Source organism: Pseudomonas sp. PB101, from assembly GCF_009764265.1.
GTDB lineage: Bacteria > Pseudomonadota > Gammaproteobacteria > Pseudomonadales > Pseudomonadaceae > Aquipseudomonas.
Window position 1 is genome coordinate 13616 of record NZ_RWIR01000051.1, and the last position, 17355, is coordinate 30970.

Annotated in this window: 14 protein-coding genes; 1 reads left to right on the forward strand and 13 read right to left on the reverse strand. The window is 61.3% G+C overall.

Going from position 1 to position 17355, the window contains the following annotated elements:
- Positions 1-35 precede the first annotated feature (35 nt).
- Genes trpC through EI969_RS14370 form a run of 3 tightly spaced genes read right to left on the reverse strand, consistent with a single transcriptional unit; the run spans position 36 to position 2521 of the window.
- The gene (gene trpC, locus EI969_RS14360; protein ID WP_160388386.1) at positions 36-872 is read right to left on the reverse strand and encodes an indole-3-glycerol phosphate synthase TrpC; all 837 of its coding nucleotides are present in this window, start codon (positions 870-872) and stop codon (positions 36-38) included.
- The gene (gene trpD, locus EI969_RS14365) at positions 869-1918 is read right to left on the reverse strand and encodes an anthranilate phosphoribosyltransferase (protein ID WP_160388387.1); all 1050 of its coding nucleotides are present in this window, start codon (positions 1916-1918) and stop codon (positions 869-871) included. The genes trpC and trpD overlap by 4 nt, the downstream gene beginning before the upstream one ends.
- A 9-nt stretch (positions 1919-1927) precedes the next feature.
- A complete protein-coding gene (locus EI969_RS14370) occupies positions 1928-2521 on the reverse strand; it encodes an aminodeoxychorismate/anthranilate synthase component II (RefSeq protein ID WP_085727855.1) in 594 nt (197 codons plus the stop codon).
- A 408-nt stretch (positions 2522-2929) separates the two neighbouring features.
- Here EI969_RS14370 and estP point away from each other — a divergent pair, with 408 nt between their 5' ends.
- A complete protein-coding gene (gene estP, locus EI969_RS14375) occupies positions 2930-4840 on the forward strand; it encodes an esterase EstP (RefSeq protein ID WP_160388388.1) in 1911 nt (636 codons plus the stop codon).
- 163 nt (positions 4841-5003) lie between these two features.
- Here the strand turns inward: estP and trpE are convergent, their stop codons facing one another.
- The 10 genes from trpE to EI969_RS14425 form a co-directional block, all read right to left on the reverse strand.
- Positions 5004-6485, reverse strand: a complete 1482-nt coding sequence (gene trpE / locus EI969_RS14380) for an anthranilate synthase component I (RefSeq protein WP_160388389.1) — start codon at positions 6483-6485, stop codon at positions 5004-5006.
- Between the two features lie 70 nt (positions 6486-6555).
- Positions 6556-7374 (reverse strand): phosphoglycolate phosphatase, encoded by an 819-nt coding sequence (locus EI969_RS14385; protein ID WP_160388390.1) that lies wholly within the window; start codon positions 7372-7374, stop codon positions 6556-6558.
- Positions 7371-8045 carry a ribulose-phosphate 3-epimerase gene (rpe, locus tag EI969_RS14390; protein ID WP_053162900.1) on the reverse strand — a complete coding sequence of 225 codons (675 nt, stop codon included), beginning with the start codon at positions 8043-8045 and terminating at the stop codon, positions 7371-7373. Before rpe ends, EI969_RS14385 begins: the two co-directional genes overlap by 4 nt.
- Before the next feature lie 80 nt (positions 8046-8125).
- Complete coding sequence (locus tag EI969_RS14395; protein ID WP_160388391.1) at positions 8126-9274, reverse strand: iron-containing alcohol dehydrogenase; 1149 nt, start codon at positions 9272-9274, stop codon at positions 8126-8128.
- Positions 9275-9497: 223 nt separating this feature from the next.
- Positions 9498-10322 (reverse strand): ABC transporter permease, encoded by an 825-nt coding sequence (locus EI969_RS14400; protein WP_007980200.1) that lies wholly within the window; start codon positions 10320-10322, stop codon positions 9498-9500.
- Positions 10323-10334: 12 nt separating this feature from the next.
- Positions 10335-11582, reverse strand: coding sequence for an ABC transporter permease (locus EI969_RS14405; protein ID WP_007980201.1), 1248 nt, complete (start codon positions 11580-11582; stop codon positions 10335-10337).
- A 184-nt stretch (positions 11583-11766) separates the two neighbouring features.
- The gene (locus EI969_RS14410) at positions 11767-12810 is read right to left on the reverse strand and encodes an ABC transporter substrate-binding protein (protein WP_160388392.1); all 1044 of its coding nucleotides are present in this window, start codon (positions 12808-12810) and stop codon (positions 11767-11769) included.
- Positions 12811-12858: 48 nt separating this feature from the next.
- Positions 12859-13983 (reverse strand): ABC transporter ATP-binding protein, encoded by a 1125-nt coding sequence (locus EI969_RS14415; protein ID WP_160388393.1) that lies wholly within the window; start codon positions 13981-13983, stop codon positions 12859-12861.
- A 316-nt stretch (positions 13984-14299) separates the two neighbouring features.
- A complete protein-coding gene (locus tag EI969_RS14420) occupies positions 14300-14929 on the reverse strand; it encodes a response regulator transcription factor (RefSeq protein WP_103396764.1) in 630 nt (209 codons plus the stop codon).
- 17 nt (positions 14930-14946) lie between these two features.
- Entirely contained in the window at positions 14947-17349 is a 2403-nt protein-coding gene (locus EI969_RS14425; RefSeq protein ID WP_160388394.1) for a PAS domain S-box protein, read from the reverse strand.
- Positions 17350-17355: the final 6 nt, after the last annotated feature.

Below are 17355 nucleotides of genomic sequence, written 5' to 3' on the forward strand. Positions count from 1 at the left end.
CCCACAGGGAATCGGGTTGCCTGCAATGGCGGGGGTCAGTCGAGAGTTGAGCCGCTGACAGGCAGACCGCGCTCGGGGAAGAACAGACGCTGCAACTCGGTGCCCGGGCTTTCGGCGCGCATGAACGCCTCACCGACCAGGAACGCATAGACTTCGCTGATTTCCATCAGTTCGACATCGGCGCGGTTGAGAATGCCGCTTTCGGTGATGACCAGACGATCACGCGGAATACGCGGCAGCAGATCGAGGGTGGTCTCCAGGCTGACGTCGAAGGTGTGCAGGTTGCGATTGTTCACGCCCACCAGCGGAGTGTCGAGGGTTTTCAAGGCCCGCTCCAGCTCGTCACCGTCGTGAACTTCCACCAGCACGTCGAGGTTGACGCTTTTGGCCACGGCCGCCAGTTCGGCCATTTTCACGTCATCCAGCGCGGATACGATCAACAGCACGCAATCGGCGCCCAGGGCTCGGGCTTCGACGATCTGGTACGGATCGATCATGAAGTCCTTGCGGATAACCGGCAGCTGGCACGCCGCGCGGGCCTGCTGCAGGTAGGCATCGGCGCCCTGGAAATAATCGATGTCGGTGAGCACCGACAGGCAGGTCGCCCCGCCCTTCTCGTAGCTTCTGGCGATATCGGCGGGAACGAAGTTCTCGCGGATCACGCCTTTGCTCGGCGAGGCTTTCTTGATTTCGGCAATGACCGCCGGCTGCTTCAGCTTGGCCTGAGCCAGCAAGGCATTGGCAAAACCACGGGGTGCATCGGCCGCCTTGGCCAGACCTTCCAGCTCGGCGAGGCTGACACGAGCGCTGCGCTCAGCCACTTCCTCGACCTTGCGCGCCAGAATCTTTTCCAGAACCGTCGGTACACTCATCCCTCATTCTCCACTTTGAATACCGCGGTAAACGCACCCAGTTCCTCGAGCTTCTCCCGAGCGAGACCGGTGTGCAGCGCATCGTGCGCAAGTGCGACTCCCTCTTTCAAACTGCTGGCATGGTCGGCGGCGTACAGTGCGGCACCGGCATTGAGCATGATCATCTCGGCCGCTTTCTGACCGTTCTCGGTCTTGCGCTTGCCCAGGGCATCGCGAATCAACTCCAGCGACGCCGCCGGGCTATCCACCGCCAGGCCGTGCAGGCTCTGGCTCTTCATGCCCAGGTCTTCCGGCTCGACCCAATACTCGGTGATCTGGTCGTTTTTCAGCTCCGCCACGAAGGTCGGTGCCGCCAGGCTGAATTCGTCCAGGCCATCCTTCGAATGCACCACCAGCACATGCTTGCTGCCCAGACGCTGCAACACTTCCGCAAGTGGCCGGCACAGGGCCTGGGTGAAAACGCCTACCACCTGATGCTTCACACCGGCCGGATTCGTAAGCGGGCCGAGCATGTTGAACAAGGTGCGCAAGCCCAGATCACGACGCGGGCCAGCGGCGTATTTCATCGCAGAGTGATGGGTCTGGGCAAACATGAAACCAATACCAACGTTGTCGATGCAACGCGCCACTTGCACCGGCGTCAGGTTCAGGTAGATGCCGGCCGCCTCCAGCAGATCGGCGCTGCCGCTCTTGCCCGACACCGCACGGTTGCCGTGTTTGGCGACCGTACAACCGGCCGCCGCAACCACGAAAGCGGAAGCGGTCGACACGTTGAAGATATTGGCGCCATCGCCGCCGGTGCCGACCACATCGACCACGCCGTCGAGGGTCTTGAGCTCGACCTTGTCCGCCAGCTCGCGCATCACCGACACCGCGCCGACGATCTCGTCAATGCTTTCGCTCTTCATGCGCATAGCCATCATGAACGCGCCAATCTGCGCGTCAGTGCATTGCCCGGTCATGATTTCGCGCATCACGTCGCGCATTTCTTCGGTGCTGAGGTCGAGCTGTTCGACGATACGGCCCAGGGCTGTCTTGATGTTCATGATGAGTCCTTAGCGCGTGCCGCCGGTTTGTTTGAGGAAGTTGGCGAACAGTTCGTGGCCCTGCTCGGTGAGGATCGACTCAGGGTGGAACTGCACGCCCTCGATGTTCAGGGTCTTGTGGCGCAGGCCCATGATCTCGTCGACCGAGCCGTCTTCGAGCTGGGTCCAGGCGGTCAGCTCCAGGCAATCGGGCAGGGTTTCGCGCTTGACGATCAATGAATGATAGCGGGTCACCGTCAGCGGACGATTCAGGCCTGCGAACACACCCTTGTCCTCGTGAAATACCGGGCTAGTCTTACCGTGCATCACTTGACGGGCGCGCACCACATCACCGCCAAAGGCCTGGCCGATGGATTGGTGACCGAGGCAGACGCCAAGAATCGGCAGCTTGCCGGCGAAATGCTTGATCGCTTCAATCGAGATGCCGGCTTCGGTCGGCGTGCAAGGACCGGGGGACACAACGATGCGCTCAGGGTTGAGGGCTTCGATCTCAGCGATGGTCAATTCATCGTTGCGCACAACCTTGACCTCGGAGCCAAGCTCGCCCAGGTACTGCACAACGTTGTAGGTAAAGGAGTCGTAGTTATCGATCATCAGCAACATGGCGTTTAGAACCTCTTGAATTCACTGACTTTGAAGATGGCCTTCGAATGATTGACCCGCAGAGCGCTGCGCTTTGTCAGGTGCCGGAGTAGCGCCAGCAAAGCGGCATTTCAAACGGGTAAAGAAGGCGAAGCGGTACAGGTCCGGCGAGGCCGGCAAAAGAATTCAGGCGCGCCAACGCCAGCGGGCGTGTGCCTTGATGACTTGATCCAGGAGTTTACTGATGATCAACACGGGGAAGGTCTCGTTCATACGTCCCGGCACAGTAACTTAGCTGGGCAGAGCGTGCAATATCGCCGGGGGTACTGCCTGCGAAACTATTAAAGGCTTCGCGACAGATGGCAAAAGGCCGAAAGTTTTTGGTACTGTCGTTTCGTTCACTAAAACAATAAATAAACGGACTTGCTCATGATCAAACAGTCGTTGTTTGTACCGCTCGCAGGATGCTTGCTCGCGATGGCATGCGCCCAGGCGAACGCCGCGCCCAATCCTTACACTAACTTTGTGGTCTTCGGAGACAGCCTCAACGACGCCGGGACCTTTGCCGACACCGGCGGGCCTGCGGGGGCGACGCAGCGCTATACCAACCGGACGGGGCCGGTATACCTGGATGGCAGCGGTGAAGTCCGCTCGCTCAACTCCACGCAGATACTGGGTGGAAAACTGGGTTACTCGGCGGACCAGACCGCGTCATCTTCTTCGGCCGTGCGCGCCAACAACGGCCAGCCCGACGGCAATAACTGGGCCGTCGGCGGTTACCGCACCGATCAGATTCTGGATTCGATCACCAGCACGTCCGCCACTGGCGAACGCACTCGGGCCGGCTATCTTCCATCGAACAACTTCCGCGCCGACCCGAACGCGCTGTATTACCTGTCAGGTGGCGGTAACGACTTCCTGCAAGGTCGCGTCACCAGCCTGCCCCAAGCCAGTGCCGCCGCCGACCGACTGGCCGACAGCGTGCAGACGCTGCAAACCGCCGGCGCCAAATACGTCATGGTCTGGTTGCTGCCCGATATCGGCTTTACCCCGGCGTTCAACGGCACCCCGCTGCAGGCCTTCACGTCCCAGCTCAGCGCCCAGTTCAACACTGAACTGGTGAGCCGGCTGCAAAACATCAATGCCGAAATCATCCCGCTCAACATTCCGGTACTGCTCAAGGAGACGTTCGCCAACCCCGCGCAGTTTGGCCTGGCCACCGACCAGAACCTCATCGCCACCTGTTTCAGCGGCAACGGTTGCACCGAGAATGCCCGCTACGGCATCAACAGCGCCACGCCGGACCCGACCAAGCTGATCTACAACGACTCGGTGCATCCCACCGAAGCCGGGCAGCGTCTGATTGCGGACTATGCGTATTCCCTGCTGGCGGCGCCGTGGGAGCTGACCTTGCTGCCGGAAATGGCCCAGGGCACCGTGCGCGCGCATCAGGATGAACTGCGCAACCAGTGGCTGGCCGATTGGGAAAACTGGCAGGGTGTCGGTCAATGGCGAGCCATTGTCAGCGGCGGCGGACAGCACCAGGACTTTGACAGTCAGGACAGCGCGGTCAGTGCCGACGGCAACGGAGCCAACCTGAACATCGGTGGCAGCTACCGTATCGATGATGCCTGGCGCGTCGGCTTGGCGGCCGGTTTCTATAACCAGAAACTCGAGGCCGGCAGCAACGACTCCGACTACAAGCTCAACACCTACCTGGGCACGGCATTCGCTCAATACCAGCAAAACCGTGTCTGGGCTGACCTGGCGTTGACCGCCGGGCATCTGGATTACGACAGCCTCAAGCGCAAGTTCCAGCTGGGCGTCAACGAACGCGGTGAAAAAGGCGATACCAGTGGCTACGTCGAGGCCTTCAGCGCTCGCCTGGGTTACGACATTGCCCAACAAGCCAGCAGCCCTTGGCATGTGTCGCCGTTTATCAGCGCTGATTTCTCCAAGGCGAAAGTCGACGGCTACTCGGAGGACGGCAACAACTCCACGGCGCTGACCTTTGCCGACCAGGAAGTGATTTCCCGTCGCCTGGGCGCTGGCCTGCAGGGCAAGTACCAGATCACCCCGCAAACCCAGGTGTTCGGCGAGGCGGCAATCGAGCGTGAGTACAACGACGATACCCAGGACGTGGGCATCAACCTCAACACCTTGCCGAACAACCAGTTCACACTGGAAGGCTACACCCCGCAAAGCCACTTGCAACGCGTGAACCTGGGGGTGAGCCACAACCTCACCCGCGACCTGGCATTGCGCGCCAGCTATAACATCCGCAAGGACGACGACTTCACCCAACAGGGCATCAACGTAGGGGTTGCGCTGGACTTCTGATGTGCAGGCAATAAAAAACGCGGCGCCCTCACAGGCGCCGCGTTTTTTGGTGTCCGCAAATCCCCTGTAGGAGCTAGCTTGCTAGCGAAGGTATGTCAGTCGACACTGTGTTGCTGACACTCCTTCGCTAGCAAGCTAGCTCCTACAGTAGGTTTTGCGTGAATCAGGTATTCGGGGTCTGTTCCGCCAGGGCAACGGCGCGGAACATCGCGCGGCGCTTGTTCAGGGTTTCCTCCCATTCCAGTGCCGGCACCGAGTCGGCGACGATGCCGCCACCGGCCTGCACATGCAGTTCGCCGTTCTTGATCACCGCCGTGCGGATCGCAATGGCGGTGTCCATGTTGCCGTTCCAGGCGAAGTAACCGACCGCGCCACCGTAGACGCCACGCTTGACCGGCTCCAGCTCGTCGATGATTTCCATCGCGCGAATCTTTGGTGCGCCGGACAAGGTGCCCGCCGGCAGAATCGCTCGCAGTGCGTCCATCGCCGTCAGCCCGGCCTTCAATTGCCCGGTGACGTTGGACACGATGTGCATCACGTTGGAGTAACGCTCGATGACCATTTTCTCGGTGAGCTTCACCGAACCGATTTCCGAGACGCGACCCGTGTCGTTGCGACCGAGGTCGATCAGCATCAGGTGCTCGGCGATTTCCTTGTCGTCCGACAGCAGGTCTTTTTCCAGCGCCAGGTCAGCCTCTTCGCTGGCGCCCCGCGGACGGGTGCCGGCAATCGGGCGCACGGTGATCAGGTTGTCTTCGACCCGCACCAGCACTTCCGGCGAACTGCCGACAACGTGGAAGTCGCCGAAGTTGAAGAAGTACATGTAGGGCGTCGGGTTGAAGCAGCGCAGCGCCCGGTACAGATCGATCGGCGCAGCCTTGAAGTCGATCGACATGCGCTGGGACGGCACGACCTGCATGCAGTCACCGGCCAGGATGTATTCCTTGATGGTGTCGACGGCTTTTTCGTAATCGCTTTGGGTGAAGCTGGAACGGAACACCGGGTCAGCCGCTTGCTGCTTGCTGAAGTCCAGGCCACGGCGCGGGGTGATCGGCTGGCGCAGTTTTTCCAACAGCTCTTCCAGGCGCGCGCGACCTTGCTCGAAAGCATCTTCCTGCGCCGGGTCGGCCAGGACGATGGCGTGCATCTTGCCGGCCAGGTTATCGAACACCACGACAGCGTCGGAGACCATCAGCAGGATGTCCGGCACGCCCAGCGGATCCGGATTCGGGCACTTGCCCAGACGCTTCTCCACATAACGCACGCAGTCATAACCGAAATAACCCACCAGGCCGCCGTTGAAACGTGGCAGGCCGGCAATGGTCGGCACGTTGTAGCGAGCCTTGAAGGCTTCGACGAAGGCCAGCGGGTCTTCCACGTCATGGCTTTCGGTCTCGACACCGTCGACGGTCACGCTGACGTGATGGTCGTGAACCCGCATCACGGTGCGGCACGGCAGGCCGATGATCGAGTACCGGCCCCACTTCTCGCCGCCCTGTACGGACTCCAGCAAGTAGGAATTGGGCTCGTCAGCCAGCTTCAGGTAGATCGACAGCGGCGTGTCGAAGTCAGCCAGGGTTTCACAGGCAAGCGGGATGCGGTTGTAGCCGGCAGCGGCCAAACGCAGGAATTCTTCGCGGATCATGAGGTGCCTCGTGGCTTGAGGGTCGAACAGTCAGGTATGCAAACGCGCCGGGTAACCGGCCAGGATCAAGTCAGGCGCGCCAACGCCAGCGGGCCAGGGCCTTGATGACTTTCATCCAGAGTTTGCGAGTGACCACCACGATGGCGTTTCCAGAAGGGGGTTGGACAGCGTCGGCCAACGTTATCTCAGCGGCCGGATCCAGGCAACCGGGAATTAGTTTGCGCAGGTCGTCGATCACCAGCGCCGGCAACTCTTCGGCGATCGGCCGGCCGTGGTTATAGCCGTAGCTCAGGGCCACGCACTTGACCCCCGCCGCTTTCGCCGCCAGCACATCGCTGCGCGAATCACCCACGAACAACGACTGCGAAGCCGGAATGTTGGCCATCTTCATCACGAAAAACAGCGCGGCCGGATCGGGTTTTTTCTGTGGCAGGGTGTCGCCGCCGATGATCCAGCGGAAATAACGGCCGATCTTCATCTGATCCAGCAACGGTGCGACGAAACGCTCCGGTTTGTTGGTGATCAGTGCCATCTCGACACCCTGCTTTTTCAGCCATTTGAGGGTGTCGCGCACACCGGGGTAAACCACGGTCAACTCATGGCTCTCGCCATATGCCTGCATGAAATACTCCAGCGCCCGTTCGGCCTCGACGTCATCGACCGCCGAATGATCGATAGCGCCAGCCAGCGCACGTCGCACCAGTACCGGCGCGCCATTGCCGACCCATTCGCGCACAGCTTCCAGGCCGGCAGGTTGGCGACCGAGGTTGAGCAGCATCTTGTCCACAGCCACTGCCAGGTCCGGCACCGAGTCGATCAACGTACCGTCCAGATCGAACATCACCAGCCGTGGCAGTTGCCCCGGGAACAGCTGCTCAAAGCCACTCATGGGCGAGCCAGCGCCAGTTCGGAACGCATCTTGTCGATGACTTCCTGATAGTTCGGCGCATTGAAGATGGCCGAGCCGGCGACGAAGGTGTCAGCGCCAGCCGCAGCGATTTCACGAATGTTGTTCACGTTCACGCCGCCGTCGATTTCCAGGCGAATGTCACGGCCCGAAGCATCGATCAACGCCCGCGCTTCGCGCAGCTTGTCGAGGGTGCCGGGGATGAACTTCTGCCCGCCGAAGCCCGGGTTGACGCTCATCAGCAGGATCATGTCGACCTTGTCCATCACGTACTTGAGCACGTCCAGCGGGGTCGCCGGATTGAACACCAGGCCCGACTTGCAGCCGCCTTCGCGGATCAGTTGCAGGGAACGGTCGACGTGCTGCGTGGCTTCCGGGTGGAAGGTGATGTAGGTCGCGCCGGCTTCGATGAAGTCACCGACGATGCGATCCACCGGGCTGACCATCAGGTGCGCGTCGATCGGCGCGGTCACGCCGTACTTGCGCAATGCCGCGCAGACCATCGGGCCGATGGTCAGGTTCGGTACGTAGTGGTTGTCCATGACATCGAAGTGCACGAAGTCGGCGCCGGCGGCCAGGACGTTGTCCACTTCTTCGCCCAGGCGGGCGAAGTCGGCGGAGAGAATCGACGGAGCAATTACGAAGGGCTGCATGACGCACCTTTTCTGAGCAGAATCACGATGGCGCGCATTGTATACCTCATGCTTTGACGCGCGCACCGTGAGCGCGATGATCAGTAGGCAGCGCGGTAGATCTTCTCGATATCGATCGCGCTCAATTTGCGCGGATTGTTGCGCATCAAGCGCTCAATGCCCGCGGCTTCCACGGCCATGGCAGGAATGGCGTCCTCCGGCACTCCGAAGCTGCGCAGGCCGGACGGGATTTCCACCGCCGCGCACAACTCGCTCATGGCCTCCACGGCTTTGTCGGCCGCTTCGTTGGCACTCAGATGAGCGGTCATCACTCCCATGGCCTCGGCAATATCCTGCATGCGTTCGATGCAGGCCATCTTGTTCCAAGTCATGACATAGGGCAGTAGCAAGGCATTGCTGACGCCATGGGCGATGTTGAAGCGCCCGCCCAATGGATACGCCAGCGCATGCACCGCGCCGACCCCGGCATTGCCGAACGCCATGCCGGCCATCAGGCTGGCGGTGGCCATGTCTTCGCGGGCTTGCAGGTTCGACGGGTTGGCGTAGGCCTTGGGCAGGGCCTTGGCGATCAGCTTGATGGCGCCGATGGCCAGGGCATCGGTAATCGGCGACGCGTTGATCGACAGATAGGACTCGATGGCATGCACCAGCGCATCGACGCCGCTGGCCGCCGTGACGCTGCGCGGACAGGTCAGGGTCATTTGCGGACTGACCAGCGCCACGTCCGGCAATAGATAGTCGCTGACGATGCCCTTTTTCAGTTGCGCAACCTTGTCGGAAAGGATGGCAACGTTGGTCACTTCCGACCCAGTGCCGGCGGTGGTCGGGATGGCGATCAGCGGCGGGCCTTTGCGCGGCACCTGATCGATACCGAACAAGTCCTCCAGCGCGCCGTGGTACCCGGCATAGGCTGCAACGCTCTTGGCAATGTCGATGGCACTGCCGCCGCCCAGACCGATCAAGCCGTCATGCCCGCCGTCGCGGTACACCTGCATGCAATCTTCGACGATGGCGATTTCCGGGTCCGGCAGGACTCGGTCGAAAATCTCGTAGCTGCGTTCGCCCAGTTGCGCCAGCGCCAGTTCCACCGTGCCGGATTTCACTAAAGCGGCATCGGTAACGATCAACGGGTTATCGATGTCCAGACGCGCCAGCTCGGCGGACAGTTGCTCGATGGCACCTGCGCCGGTGATCAGTTTGTGAGCGATTTTGAAAGAGGAAAGACTCATGTGCGCAGCCTCTTATAGGTAGGGGAGCTGGGCACAATAGTAGCTGGGGATTGGGGTTTGTCTGCCATTCAGGCCATGAATGACCGGACCTGCCGAAAACTGCCAAAAACACCTGTAGGAGCGAGCCTGCTCGCGATGAACCCGAGAACGCCGCGGGGTGTCAGGTATCCCGCGTTATCGTTGACGTTCATCGCGAGCAGGCTCGCTCCTACAGGGTGCGGTGTCAGACCTGCGCGGTACGCAGTTTTTCGCTACGCCCACGCAGCCACTCCAGGGTCAGCAGCAGGATCACCGAGAAGGCAATCAGCAGCGTCGCGGCGGCGGCGATGGTCGGACTGAGGTTCTCGCGGATACCGCTGAACATCTGCCGTGGCAGGGTTGCCTGCTCGGGACCGGCGAGGAACAGCGTCACCACCACCTCATCGAACGACGTCGCGAAGGCAAACAGCGCGCCCGAGATCACGCCCGGCGCAATCAGCGGCAAGGTCACCCGGCGGAACGTGGTCAGCGGCGAAGCGCCCAGGCTCGCAGCGGCCCGCACCAGGTTGTGGTTGAACCCCTGCAAGGTCGCCGACACGGTGATGATCACGAACGGCACACCCAGCACCGCATGCACCACGATCAGCGAGAAGAAGCTGTTACCCAATCCCAACGGAGCGAAGAACAGGTAGCTGGCCACGCCGATGATCACCACCGGCACCACCATCGGCGAGATCACCAGCGCCATCACCAGCGCCTTGCCGGGAAAGTCGCCGCGAGTCAGGCCAATGGCCGCCAACGTACCGAAGACCATCGCCAGCACCGTGGCCGCCGGGGCGACGATGATGCTGTTCTTCAGGGCGCGCATCCATTCCGCCGAGGCGAAGAAATCGTGGTACCACTGCAGCGAGAAGCCCTGCAGCGGGTACACCAGGAAACTGCCGGAGTTGAACGACAGCGGAATGATCACCAGCACCGGCAGGATCAGGAACAACAGAATCAAGCCGCAGAGAATCCGCAAGCTGTAGAACCACACCCGTTCGATGGGCGACATGTAAGGACTCAGCATTTCGTTCTCCCCTTAGCTCAGGCGCAGGCGGCTCGCGCCCACCAGCCAGCTGTAAATCAGATAAAGCACGACCGTCGCCAACAGCAGCAGCCCACCGAGTGCGGTCGCCATGCCCCAGTTGATGCTGGTGTTGGTATAGAAGGCGACGAAGTAGCTGACCATTTGATCGTTCGGGCTGCCCAGCAATGCCGGGGTGATGTAGTAGCCGATGGCGAGGATGAACACCAACAGGCAACCGGCGCCGACACCGGCATAGGTCTGCGGGAAGTACACCCGCCAGAAGCTGGCGAACGGATGGCAGCCGAGGGAAATCGCGGCGCGCATGTAAGTCGGCGAGATGCCTTTCATCACGCTGTAGATCGGCAGGATCATGAATGGCAGCAGGATGTGCACCATCGAGATGTAGACGCCGACGCGGTTGAACACCAGTTCGATCGGCTTATCGATGATGCCCATGGCCATCAGGCCGCTGTTGATCAGGCCGCCCGATTGCAGCAACACGATCCACGCCGCGACCCGCACCAGGATCGAGGTCCAGAACGGCAGCAACACCAGGATCATCAGCAGGTTGCTCTGCCGCGATGGCAGGTTCGCCAGCAGGTAAGCCAATGGGTACGCCAGCACCAGGCAGATCACGGTAATGATCAGGCCCATCCAGAAGGTGCGGGCGAAGATGTCGAGGTAGATCGCCTGATCCGGAGTGGCCGGAGCGATTTCGCCGAGGTCGTCGATGCGGTGATCGACAGCCGCCAGCAGGTAATACGGGGTGATGCTGCTGGTGTTGCGGCGTACCGCTTGCCAGTAGGCCGGGTCGCCCCAGCGCTCGTCGAGGCCTTCCAGCGCTTCTTTATAGGAGGCCGGTTCAGTGGCAAGCGGCAAGGCGCGGGCGGTTTTGGTCAGCAGGCTGCGGTAGCCGGCCAGTTCCATGTTCAGGCGCTTGGACAGATCGCCCAGGGTCTGATTCTTGCGAGCCTCGGCGAGGTCTTCAGCCGCTGCTTTGTAAACCGGTTCAGCGGGCAGGCCACGGCCGTCCCAACTGGCGATGGCGGTCACGGTGCGCGGCATGCCGCCGACCACTTCCGGGTTGCCAACGCTTTTGTAGAGCAGCGCCACGATCGGCACCAGGAACACCAGCAACAGAAACAGCACCAGCGGCGCGATCAGCGCCTGGGCCTTCCAGCGGTTGACCCGCTCGGCGTGCTTGAGCCGCTGCTTCAAGGTGGGGCTGGTGCCCTCGTTCAGGGGAACGGCGATAGCCATGACGTACTCCGCAAATCTTTGATCGTTACAGAGGTGGCGCTTGTTGAGGGCAAGGCCACCTCTGTTCTGGATAACAACTCATCACCTGTAGGAGCCTGGCTTGCCAGCGATGAACGATAACGGGGTCTGGCTGATACACCGTGTCGCCCGGATCGCTGGCAAGCCAGCTCCTACAGGCGAAGCATTACTTCGCAGCCCAGGAATTGAAACGCTGTTCCAGTTGCTCGCCGTTGTCAGCCCAGAAGCTGACGTCGATCTGCACCTGGTTGGCGATGTTTTCCGGGGTGGTCGGCATGTCTTTCAGGACATCCTTGGCCAACAACGGTACGGCTTGGGTGTTGGCCGGGCCGTAGGCGATGTTTTCCGAGTAGGTTTTCTGCTGCTGTGGCATCACCGAGTAGGCGATGAACTTCTTCGCAGCTTCAGCGCGCTTGGCATCCAGACCTTTTGGAATGGCCCATGCGTCGAAGTCGTAGATGCCGCCGTTCCATACGACTTTCAGGTTGCTTTCTTTCTGCACGGCAGCGATTCGACCGTTGTAGGCCGAGCTCATGACCACGTCACCCGAAGCAAGGTATTGCGGCGGTTGTGCGCCGGCTTCCCACCACTGGATGTTCGGCTTGAGCTCATCGAGTTTCTTGAACGCGCGATCCTGGCCATCTTTGCCAGCCAGCACTTTGTAGACGTCTTTCGGCGCAACGCCGTCGGCCATCAGTGCGAATTCCAGGGTGTACTTGGCGCCTTTACGCAGGCCGCGCTTGCCCGGGAATTTCTTGGTATCCCAGAAATCGACCCAACTGGTCGGTGCGGATGCCAGTTTGTCAGCGTTGTACGCCAGCACGGTCGACCACACGAAGAAGCCCACGCCGCAAGGCTGGATGGCGCCCTTGACATAGTCTTCGGTCTTGCCGAACAACGCAGGGTCCAGTTGCTCGAACATGTCTTCGTCGCAACCACGGGACAGTTCTGGCGATTCAACCTCTACCAGATCCCAGGACACGCTCTTAGTGTCGACCATGGCCTTGACCTTGGCCATTTCGCCGTTGTACTCGCCCGCCACGATCTTGCCGTTGCCTGCCGCTTCCCACGGTGCGTAGAAGGCTTTGACCTGAGCCGCCTTGTTCGCTCCGCCAAAGGACACCACGGTCAGGTCCGGGCCGGCCGCCATTGCGTGTGCCGCGCCCATCATGCCCAGTGCCAAAGCGGTGAATTTCAGGGATCTCAACATTTATTGTTCTCTCCACGTGCAGGGTTGGTGTTGGTATTGCCGGGGCGATCAGTTCGCCTCTAGAAGCGGATCGAGTGCACGAACGTGCTCGACCTGCCAGCCAAGCGGTACCACGTCGCCGACGGCGAGCGCAGGATCGAGCTCGGCAATCGGCTGTTTCACGAAGAAGTCGGTCTTGCCGCAGACTTCCATGCGCACCCGGACGTGGTCGCCCAGATAGATGAATTCCTCGACCCGCCCGGAGAAGCGGTTGACGCATTGGTCGCTGGAGCCATTGAGGCTCACCCGCTCCGGACGAATGGACAGGGTCACCGGCTCACCGGTCTGGCCGACGTTGACCGCCAGGGCTTCCACCTTTTCACCGCGTCCGAGTTCGACAATGCACCGGTCGCCGGTTTGGCTGTGCAGTCGGCCATTGAGGCGGTTGTTCTCACCGATGAAGTTGGCGACGAAGGTGTTTTTCGGCTCTTCGTAGAGGGTGCGCGGTGGCGCGATCTGCTGGATTTCGCCCTGATGGAACACCGCCACGCGGTCCGACATGGTCAAGGCTTCGCCCTGATCGTGGGTCACGTAGACCACGGTGACGCCCAGGCGCTGGTGCAGGTGCTTGATTTCCATCTGCATGTGTTCACGCAGTTGTTTGTCGAGTGCGCCGAGGGGCTCGTCCATCAGCACCAGTTGCGGCTCGAACACCAGCGCGCGGGCCAATGCCACACGCTGTTGCTGACCACCGGAAAGCTGCGCCGGGTAGCGCTGGGCGAAGGCATCGAGCTGGACCATGCTCAGCACGCGCTTGACCCGGGCACTGACGTCGCTCTTGTTCATGCCGCGCACGGTCAGCGGGAACGCCAGGTTCTCGGACACCGTCATGTGCGGGAACAAGGCGTAGTTCTGGAACACCATGCCGATGTCACGCTTGTGCGGCGGCACGTTGTTGATGGAGCGCCCGGCCAACAGGATTTCGCCCGCGGTCGGCGTTTCAAAACCGGCGAGCATCATCAGGCTGGTGGTCTTGCCGGAGCCGGACGGTCCGAGAAGAGTGAGGAATTCGCCTTTGCGAATGTCCAGGTTGAGGTCTTTGACGATCAGGTTCTCGCCGTCGTAGCTCTTCTGCACTCCACGAAAGCTGACCAGAACATCATTGGCCCCTGCGCTTGAATCGACCTGGCTCATACCCACACCTTTGTTATTGATGACTGCTGTGGGATTAAGCCTAGTGGACGCTGGGGACCACGCAAATCGGGGGGCAAGAGAGATTCGCCTCAGCCGGATGGAAGGTTGGGGGTAGGGATTGCCCTACAAGGATGGCGCGTTTTGGCAAATGCAATGGCGGCGCTCAGCTACAAGCCGCAAGTAATGGCAAAAGCGGTTGTTCGGCATGTCGTAAATGGATATGGCGTCGCGTTAATCCTGTAGGAGCCGGCTTGCTGGCGATAGCGACCTCTAGAACGCCATCGCCAGCAAGCCGGCTCCTACAGGGGATGCGGTATCAGAGGAGCTTGTGCTCCATCGCGTACTTCACCAGTTCCGCCAGCGAGGTGATGTTGAGCTTCTGCATCAACCGCGCCTTGTGCGTGCTGATGGTCTTGCTGCTCAGCGCCAACTGCTGGGCGATGTCGTTGACGTTCGCGCCCTGGGCCAGGCGTTCGAACACGGAAAACTCGCGCTCGGAGAGCAACGAGTGCAATGGCCGCGAGTCGGTCAGGCCGACCTCGAAAACCATGCGATCGGCCAGATCCGGGTCGATGTAACGCCCGCCTGACGCCACTTTGCGAATCGCCGTCAGCAACAGCGCCGGGTCGCTGTCCTTGGTCGCATAACCCGCCGCCCCGACCTTGAGCGCCCGGGCGGCCATCTGCGCTTCGTCGTGCATCGACAACACCAGGATCGCCGGCGGATTGTTCAGGGCGCGGATCCGCGGAATGGCTTCCAGGCCATTGACCCCCGGCATGGAGATGTCCAGCAACACCACTTCGCAGGGCACATGACGCAAGGTGTCGAGCAACTGCTCGCCATTGCTCGCCTCCCCCACCACAAGCAAATCCTTGGCCAGGCCAATCAGTTGCTTGATGCCTTCACGGACGATGGTGTGGTCTTCGGCTACCAGTACACGGATCACTTGCCCTTCCTCATTGATTACGACTGTCGGCGGTCCAGCGGCACGCGCACACTCAGGGTCGTGCCTTCACCCGGTTCACTCTCAAGGGATAACTCACCGCCCAGGATCAATACCCGCTCACGCATTCCGACGATCCCAAAGGAGGTTGGCCTGCCAAGTGCGGCAACAAATCCTACACCGTCATCGCTGACCGTCAGGCACAACTCGTCGCCTTCAAGCGCCAGTGTCAGTTCGACAGTATGCGCCTGAGCATGGCGCATGACATTGGTCAGCGCTTCCTGAAGGATCCGGAACAGGCCGATGGCCTTGGCGTCGCTGAGCACCGGCAGATTGTCCGGCACCCGCACCAGACACGGAATCTGCGTACGCGCTTCAAAGCGTCGGGCCTGCCATTCGATGGCCGAGGCAATGCCGGCATCGAGAATCGGCGGGCGCAATGCAGTCGCCACGTCGCGAACCAATTGGAACAGTTGAGCGATCAGGCGCTTCATGCTGCCCAGGCGTTCGTTAAGACCCGGATCGAGTTGCGCGTAAGCCAGTTCGCACATGGAGGTTTCCAGCTTGAGCACCGTCAGCATCTGCCCCAATTCGTCATGAACTTCCCGGGCGATGCGCGCCTTTTCTTCTTCGCGCACGCTCTCCAGGTGTGCGGACAACTCGCGCAATTGTTCCCGGGAGCTGGCCAGCTCGAGCTCGATGCGCTTGCTCTCACTGATATCCCAGACGATGCCGTCCCAGACATAGGCGCCATCTTCCAGCCGCCGGGTGATGGCCTTGATCTCCGCCCAGCGCTGCTCGCCCTGGCGCGTGAGGATGCGCCCTTGCCACGACCAGTCGCTGTCGGTATCCAGCGCATGGTCCTGGGTCTGGTGATAGCTGGCCTTGTCATCCGGATGCACCAGGCTGCGCAGGCCTTTGTCGCGATGGGCCAGCGTGGCCGGCGAGTAGCCCACCAGGCTTTCGCTGCCTTCGCTGATGTAGGCAAAGTCGATCTGGCCGGTCACCGGCGCCCGTTCCAGGCGGAAAACCAGCCCCGGAACGTTGGCGGCGATACCTTGCAGCCGCGCCTCGCTTTCCTGCAGGGCCGCCAGGGCACGACGCCGCTCGGTGACGTCGTTGAGGTAAACCACCAGGTATTCACCGTTGCGAAAACGCAGAAAACTCAACGAGACGTCGGCCGGCAGCACGCTGCCGTCGGCGCGCACGCAGTTGGTTTCGAAGCTTTGCGGGCCGTCTTCACTGGCCCGGGCGCGCTTCCACAGATTGAGCCAGCGGTCCATGTGCAGGCCGGGCTCGAAGTCGATCAAGGGTCGGTCAATGATCCCGCCAGGCGGGTAGCCGAGCATGTTTTCCGCCGCGCGGTTGGCGTAGCGCACATGACTGTCCCAGTTGACCCAGAGAATGCCGACGGTGCTCTGGTCGATGGAAAACTGGGTGAGCCGCAACGCCTCTTCGCCAGCGGCACGCATGGCAATGTCGTCCTGCGCGGCCATCAGGCGTTGCTCCAGACTGTGCTGTTGGCGCCGCTGCCAGAACACGATAGCCATGCAGCTCAACGCCAATACCGCCAGCAACAGGCAGAGGTTTTGCCAGAATCCCGGAGACTCGGTGAGGCGCGGATACTTGGGTTGCAGCCATTGATTGTGCAGCTGTTCCAGATCCTTGGCCGGAATCGCCCGCAACGCGCTTTCAACGATGCCCGCCAGTTCCGGCTTGTCGCGACGCGTGGCCACCCGCAGCAGTTGCGGCAGGCCGACATCCCCGACCACCACCAGTCCGGCGAACTCCGGCTCGACGGACAGGCGCCCCAATTGCGCCTCGTCAACCACCGCATAGGCCGCCTGCTGGCCCGTCAGCAACTGTAACGCCTGGCGCTCCATCGGGACGCCCTGCAGGTTCAGGTGTGGATAGTTGCCGTGCAGATAATCGGCGATGGCGCTGGGCATGCGCACGGCGACGCGGGTCTGGCTGTCGAGCTTTTCCAGTTCGACCGTGCCCGCGCTTTTCTGGTCGCTGACCACCAGTTGCGGCACCCGCATGTAGGGGTCGGAAAACTGCCACAGGCGCAATCCGCCAGGGGTTTGGGTCAGCCCCGGGGCGATGTCGATTTCGCCCTCGCGCGCGGCCGCCTCCAGTTGCTCAAGGTCGGGAAAGTTGCGCCAGCTCAGTTCGACGTTGAGGGTCTTGGCCAGCCACTTCATCAAGTCGACATTCACCCCGGACAGGCGCTGCAAGCGACGATCGTATTGCGCATAGGGCGCCTGCAACACCAGGCCGACCCGCAACTCGCTCTGCTGCGCCAGCCAGGACTGTTGTTTCGGCGTCAGTCGGGCAAGGTGCTCCGGGGGCATGGCCGCCGCCCAGCCCATCAAGGGAAACCACAAGCAGCCGATAACCCACAGGCAGCGAAAACGCATCATTGAACT

Bases quoted from the DNA above. Each gene is read 5' to 3' on its own strand.
- trpC (WP_160388386.1), bottom strand. From the start codon at position 872: ATGAGTGTACCGACGGTTCTGGAAAAGATTCTGGCGCGCAAGGTCGAG.
- trpD (WP_160388387.1), bottom strand. From the start codon at position 1,918: ATGAACATCAAGACAGCCCTGGGCCGTATCGTCGAACAGCTCGACCTC.
- EI969_RS14370 (WP_085727855.1), bottom strand. From the start codon at position 2,521: ATGTTGCTGATGATCGATAACTACGACTCCTTTACCTACAACGTTGTG.
- estP (WP_160388388.1), top strand. From the start codon at position 2,930: ATGATCAAACAGTCGTTGTTTGTACCGCTCGCAGGATGCTTGCTCGCG.
- trpE (WP_160388389.1), bottom strand. From the start codon at position 6,485: ATGATCCGCGAAGAATTCCTGCGTTTGGCCGCTGCCGGCTACAACCGC.
- EI969_RS14385 (WP_160388390.1), bottom strand. From the start codon at position 7,374: ATGAGTGGCTTTGAGCAGCTGTTCCCGGGGCAACTGCCACGGCTGGTG.
- rpe (WP_053162900.1), bottom strand. From the start codon at position 8,045: ATGCAGCCCTTCGTAATTGCTCCGTCGATTCTCTCCGCCGACTTCGCC.
- EI969_RS14395 (WP_160388391.1), bottom strand. From the start codon at position 9,274: ATGAGTCTTTCCTCTTTCAAAATCGCTCACAAACTGATCACCGGCGCA.
- EI969_RS14400 (WP_007980200.1), bottom strand. From the start codon at position 10,322: ATGCTGAGTCCTTACATGTCGCCCATCGAACGGGTGTGGTTCTACAGC.
- EI969_RS14405 (WP_007980201.1), bottom strand. From the start codon at position 11,582: ATGGCTATCGCCGTTCCCCTGAACGAGGGCACCAGCCCCACCTTGAAG.
- EI969_RS14410 (WP_160388392.1), bottom strand. From the start codon at position 12,810: ATGTTGAGATCCCTGAAATTCACCGCTTTGGCACTGGGCATGATGGGC.
- EI969_RS14415 (WP_160388393.1), bottom strand. From the start codon at position 13,983: ATGAGCCAGGTCGATTCAAGCGCAGGGGCCAATGATGTTCTGGTCAGC.
- EI969_RS14425 (WP_160388394.1), bottom strand. From the start codon at position 17,349: ATGATGCGTTTTCGCTGCCTGTGGGTTATCGGCTGCTTGTGGTTTCCC.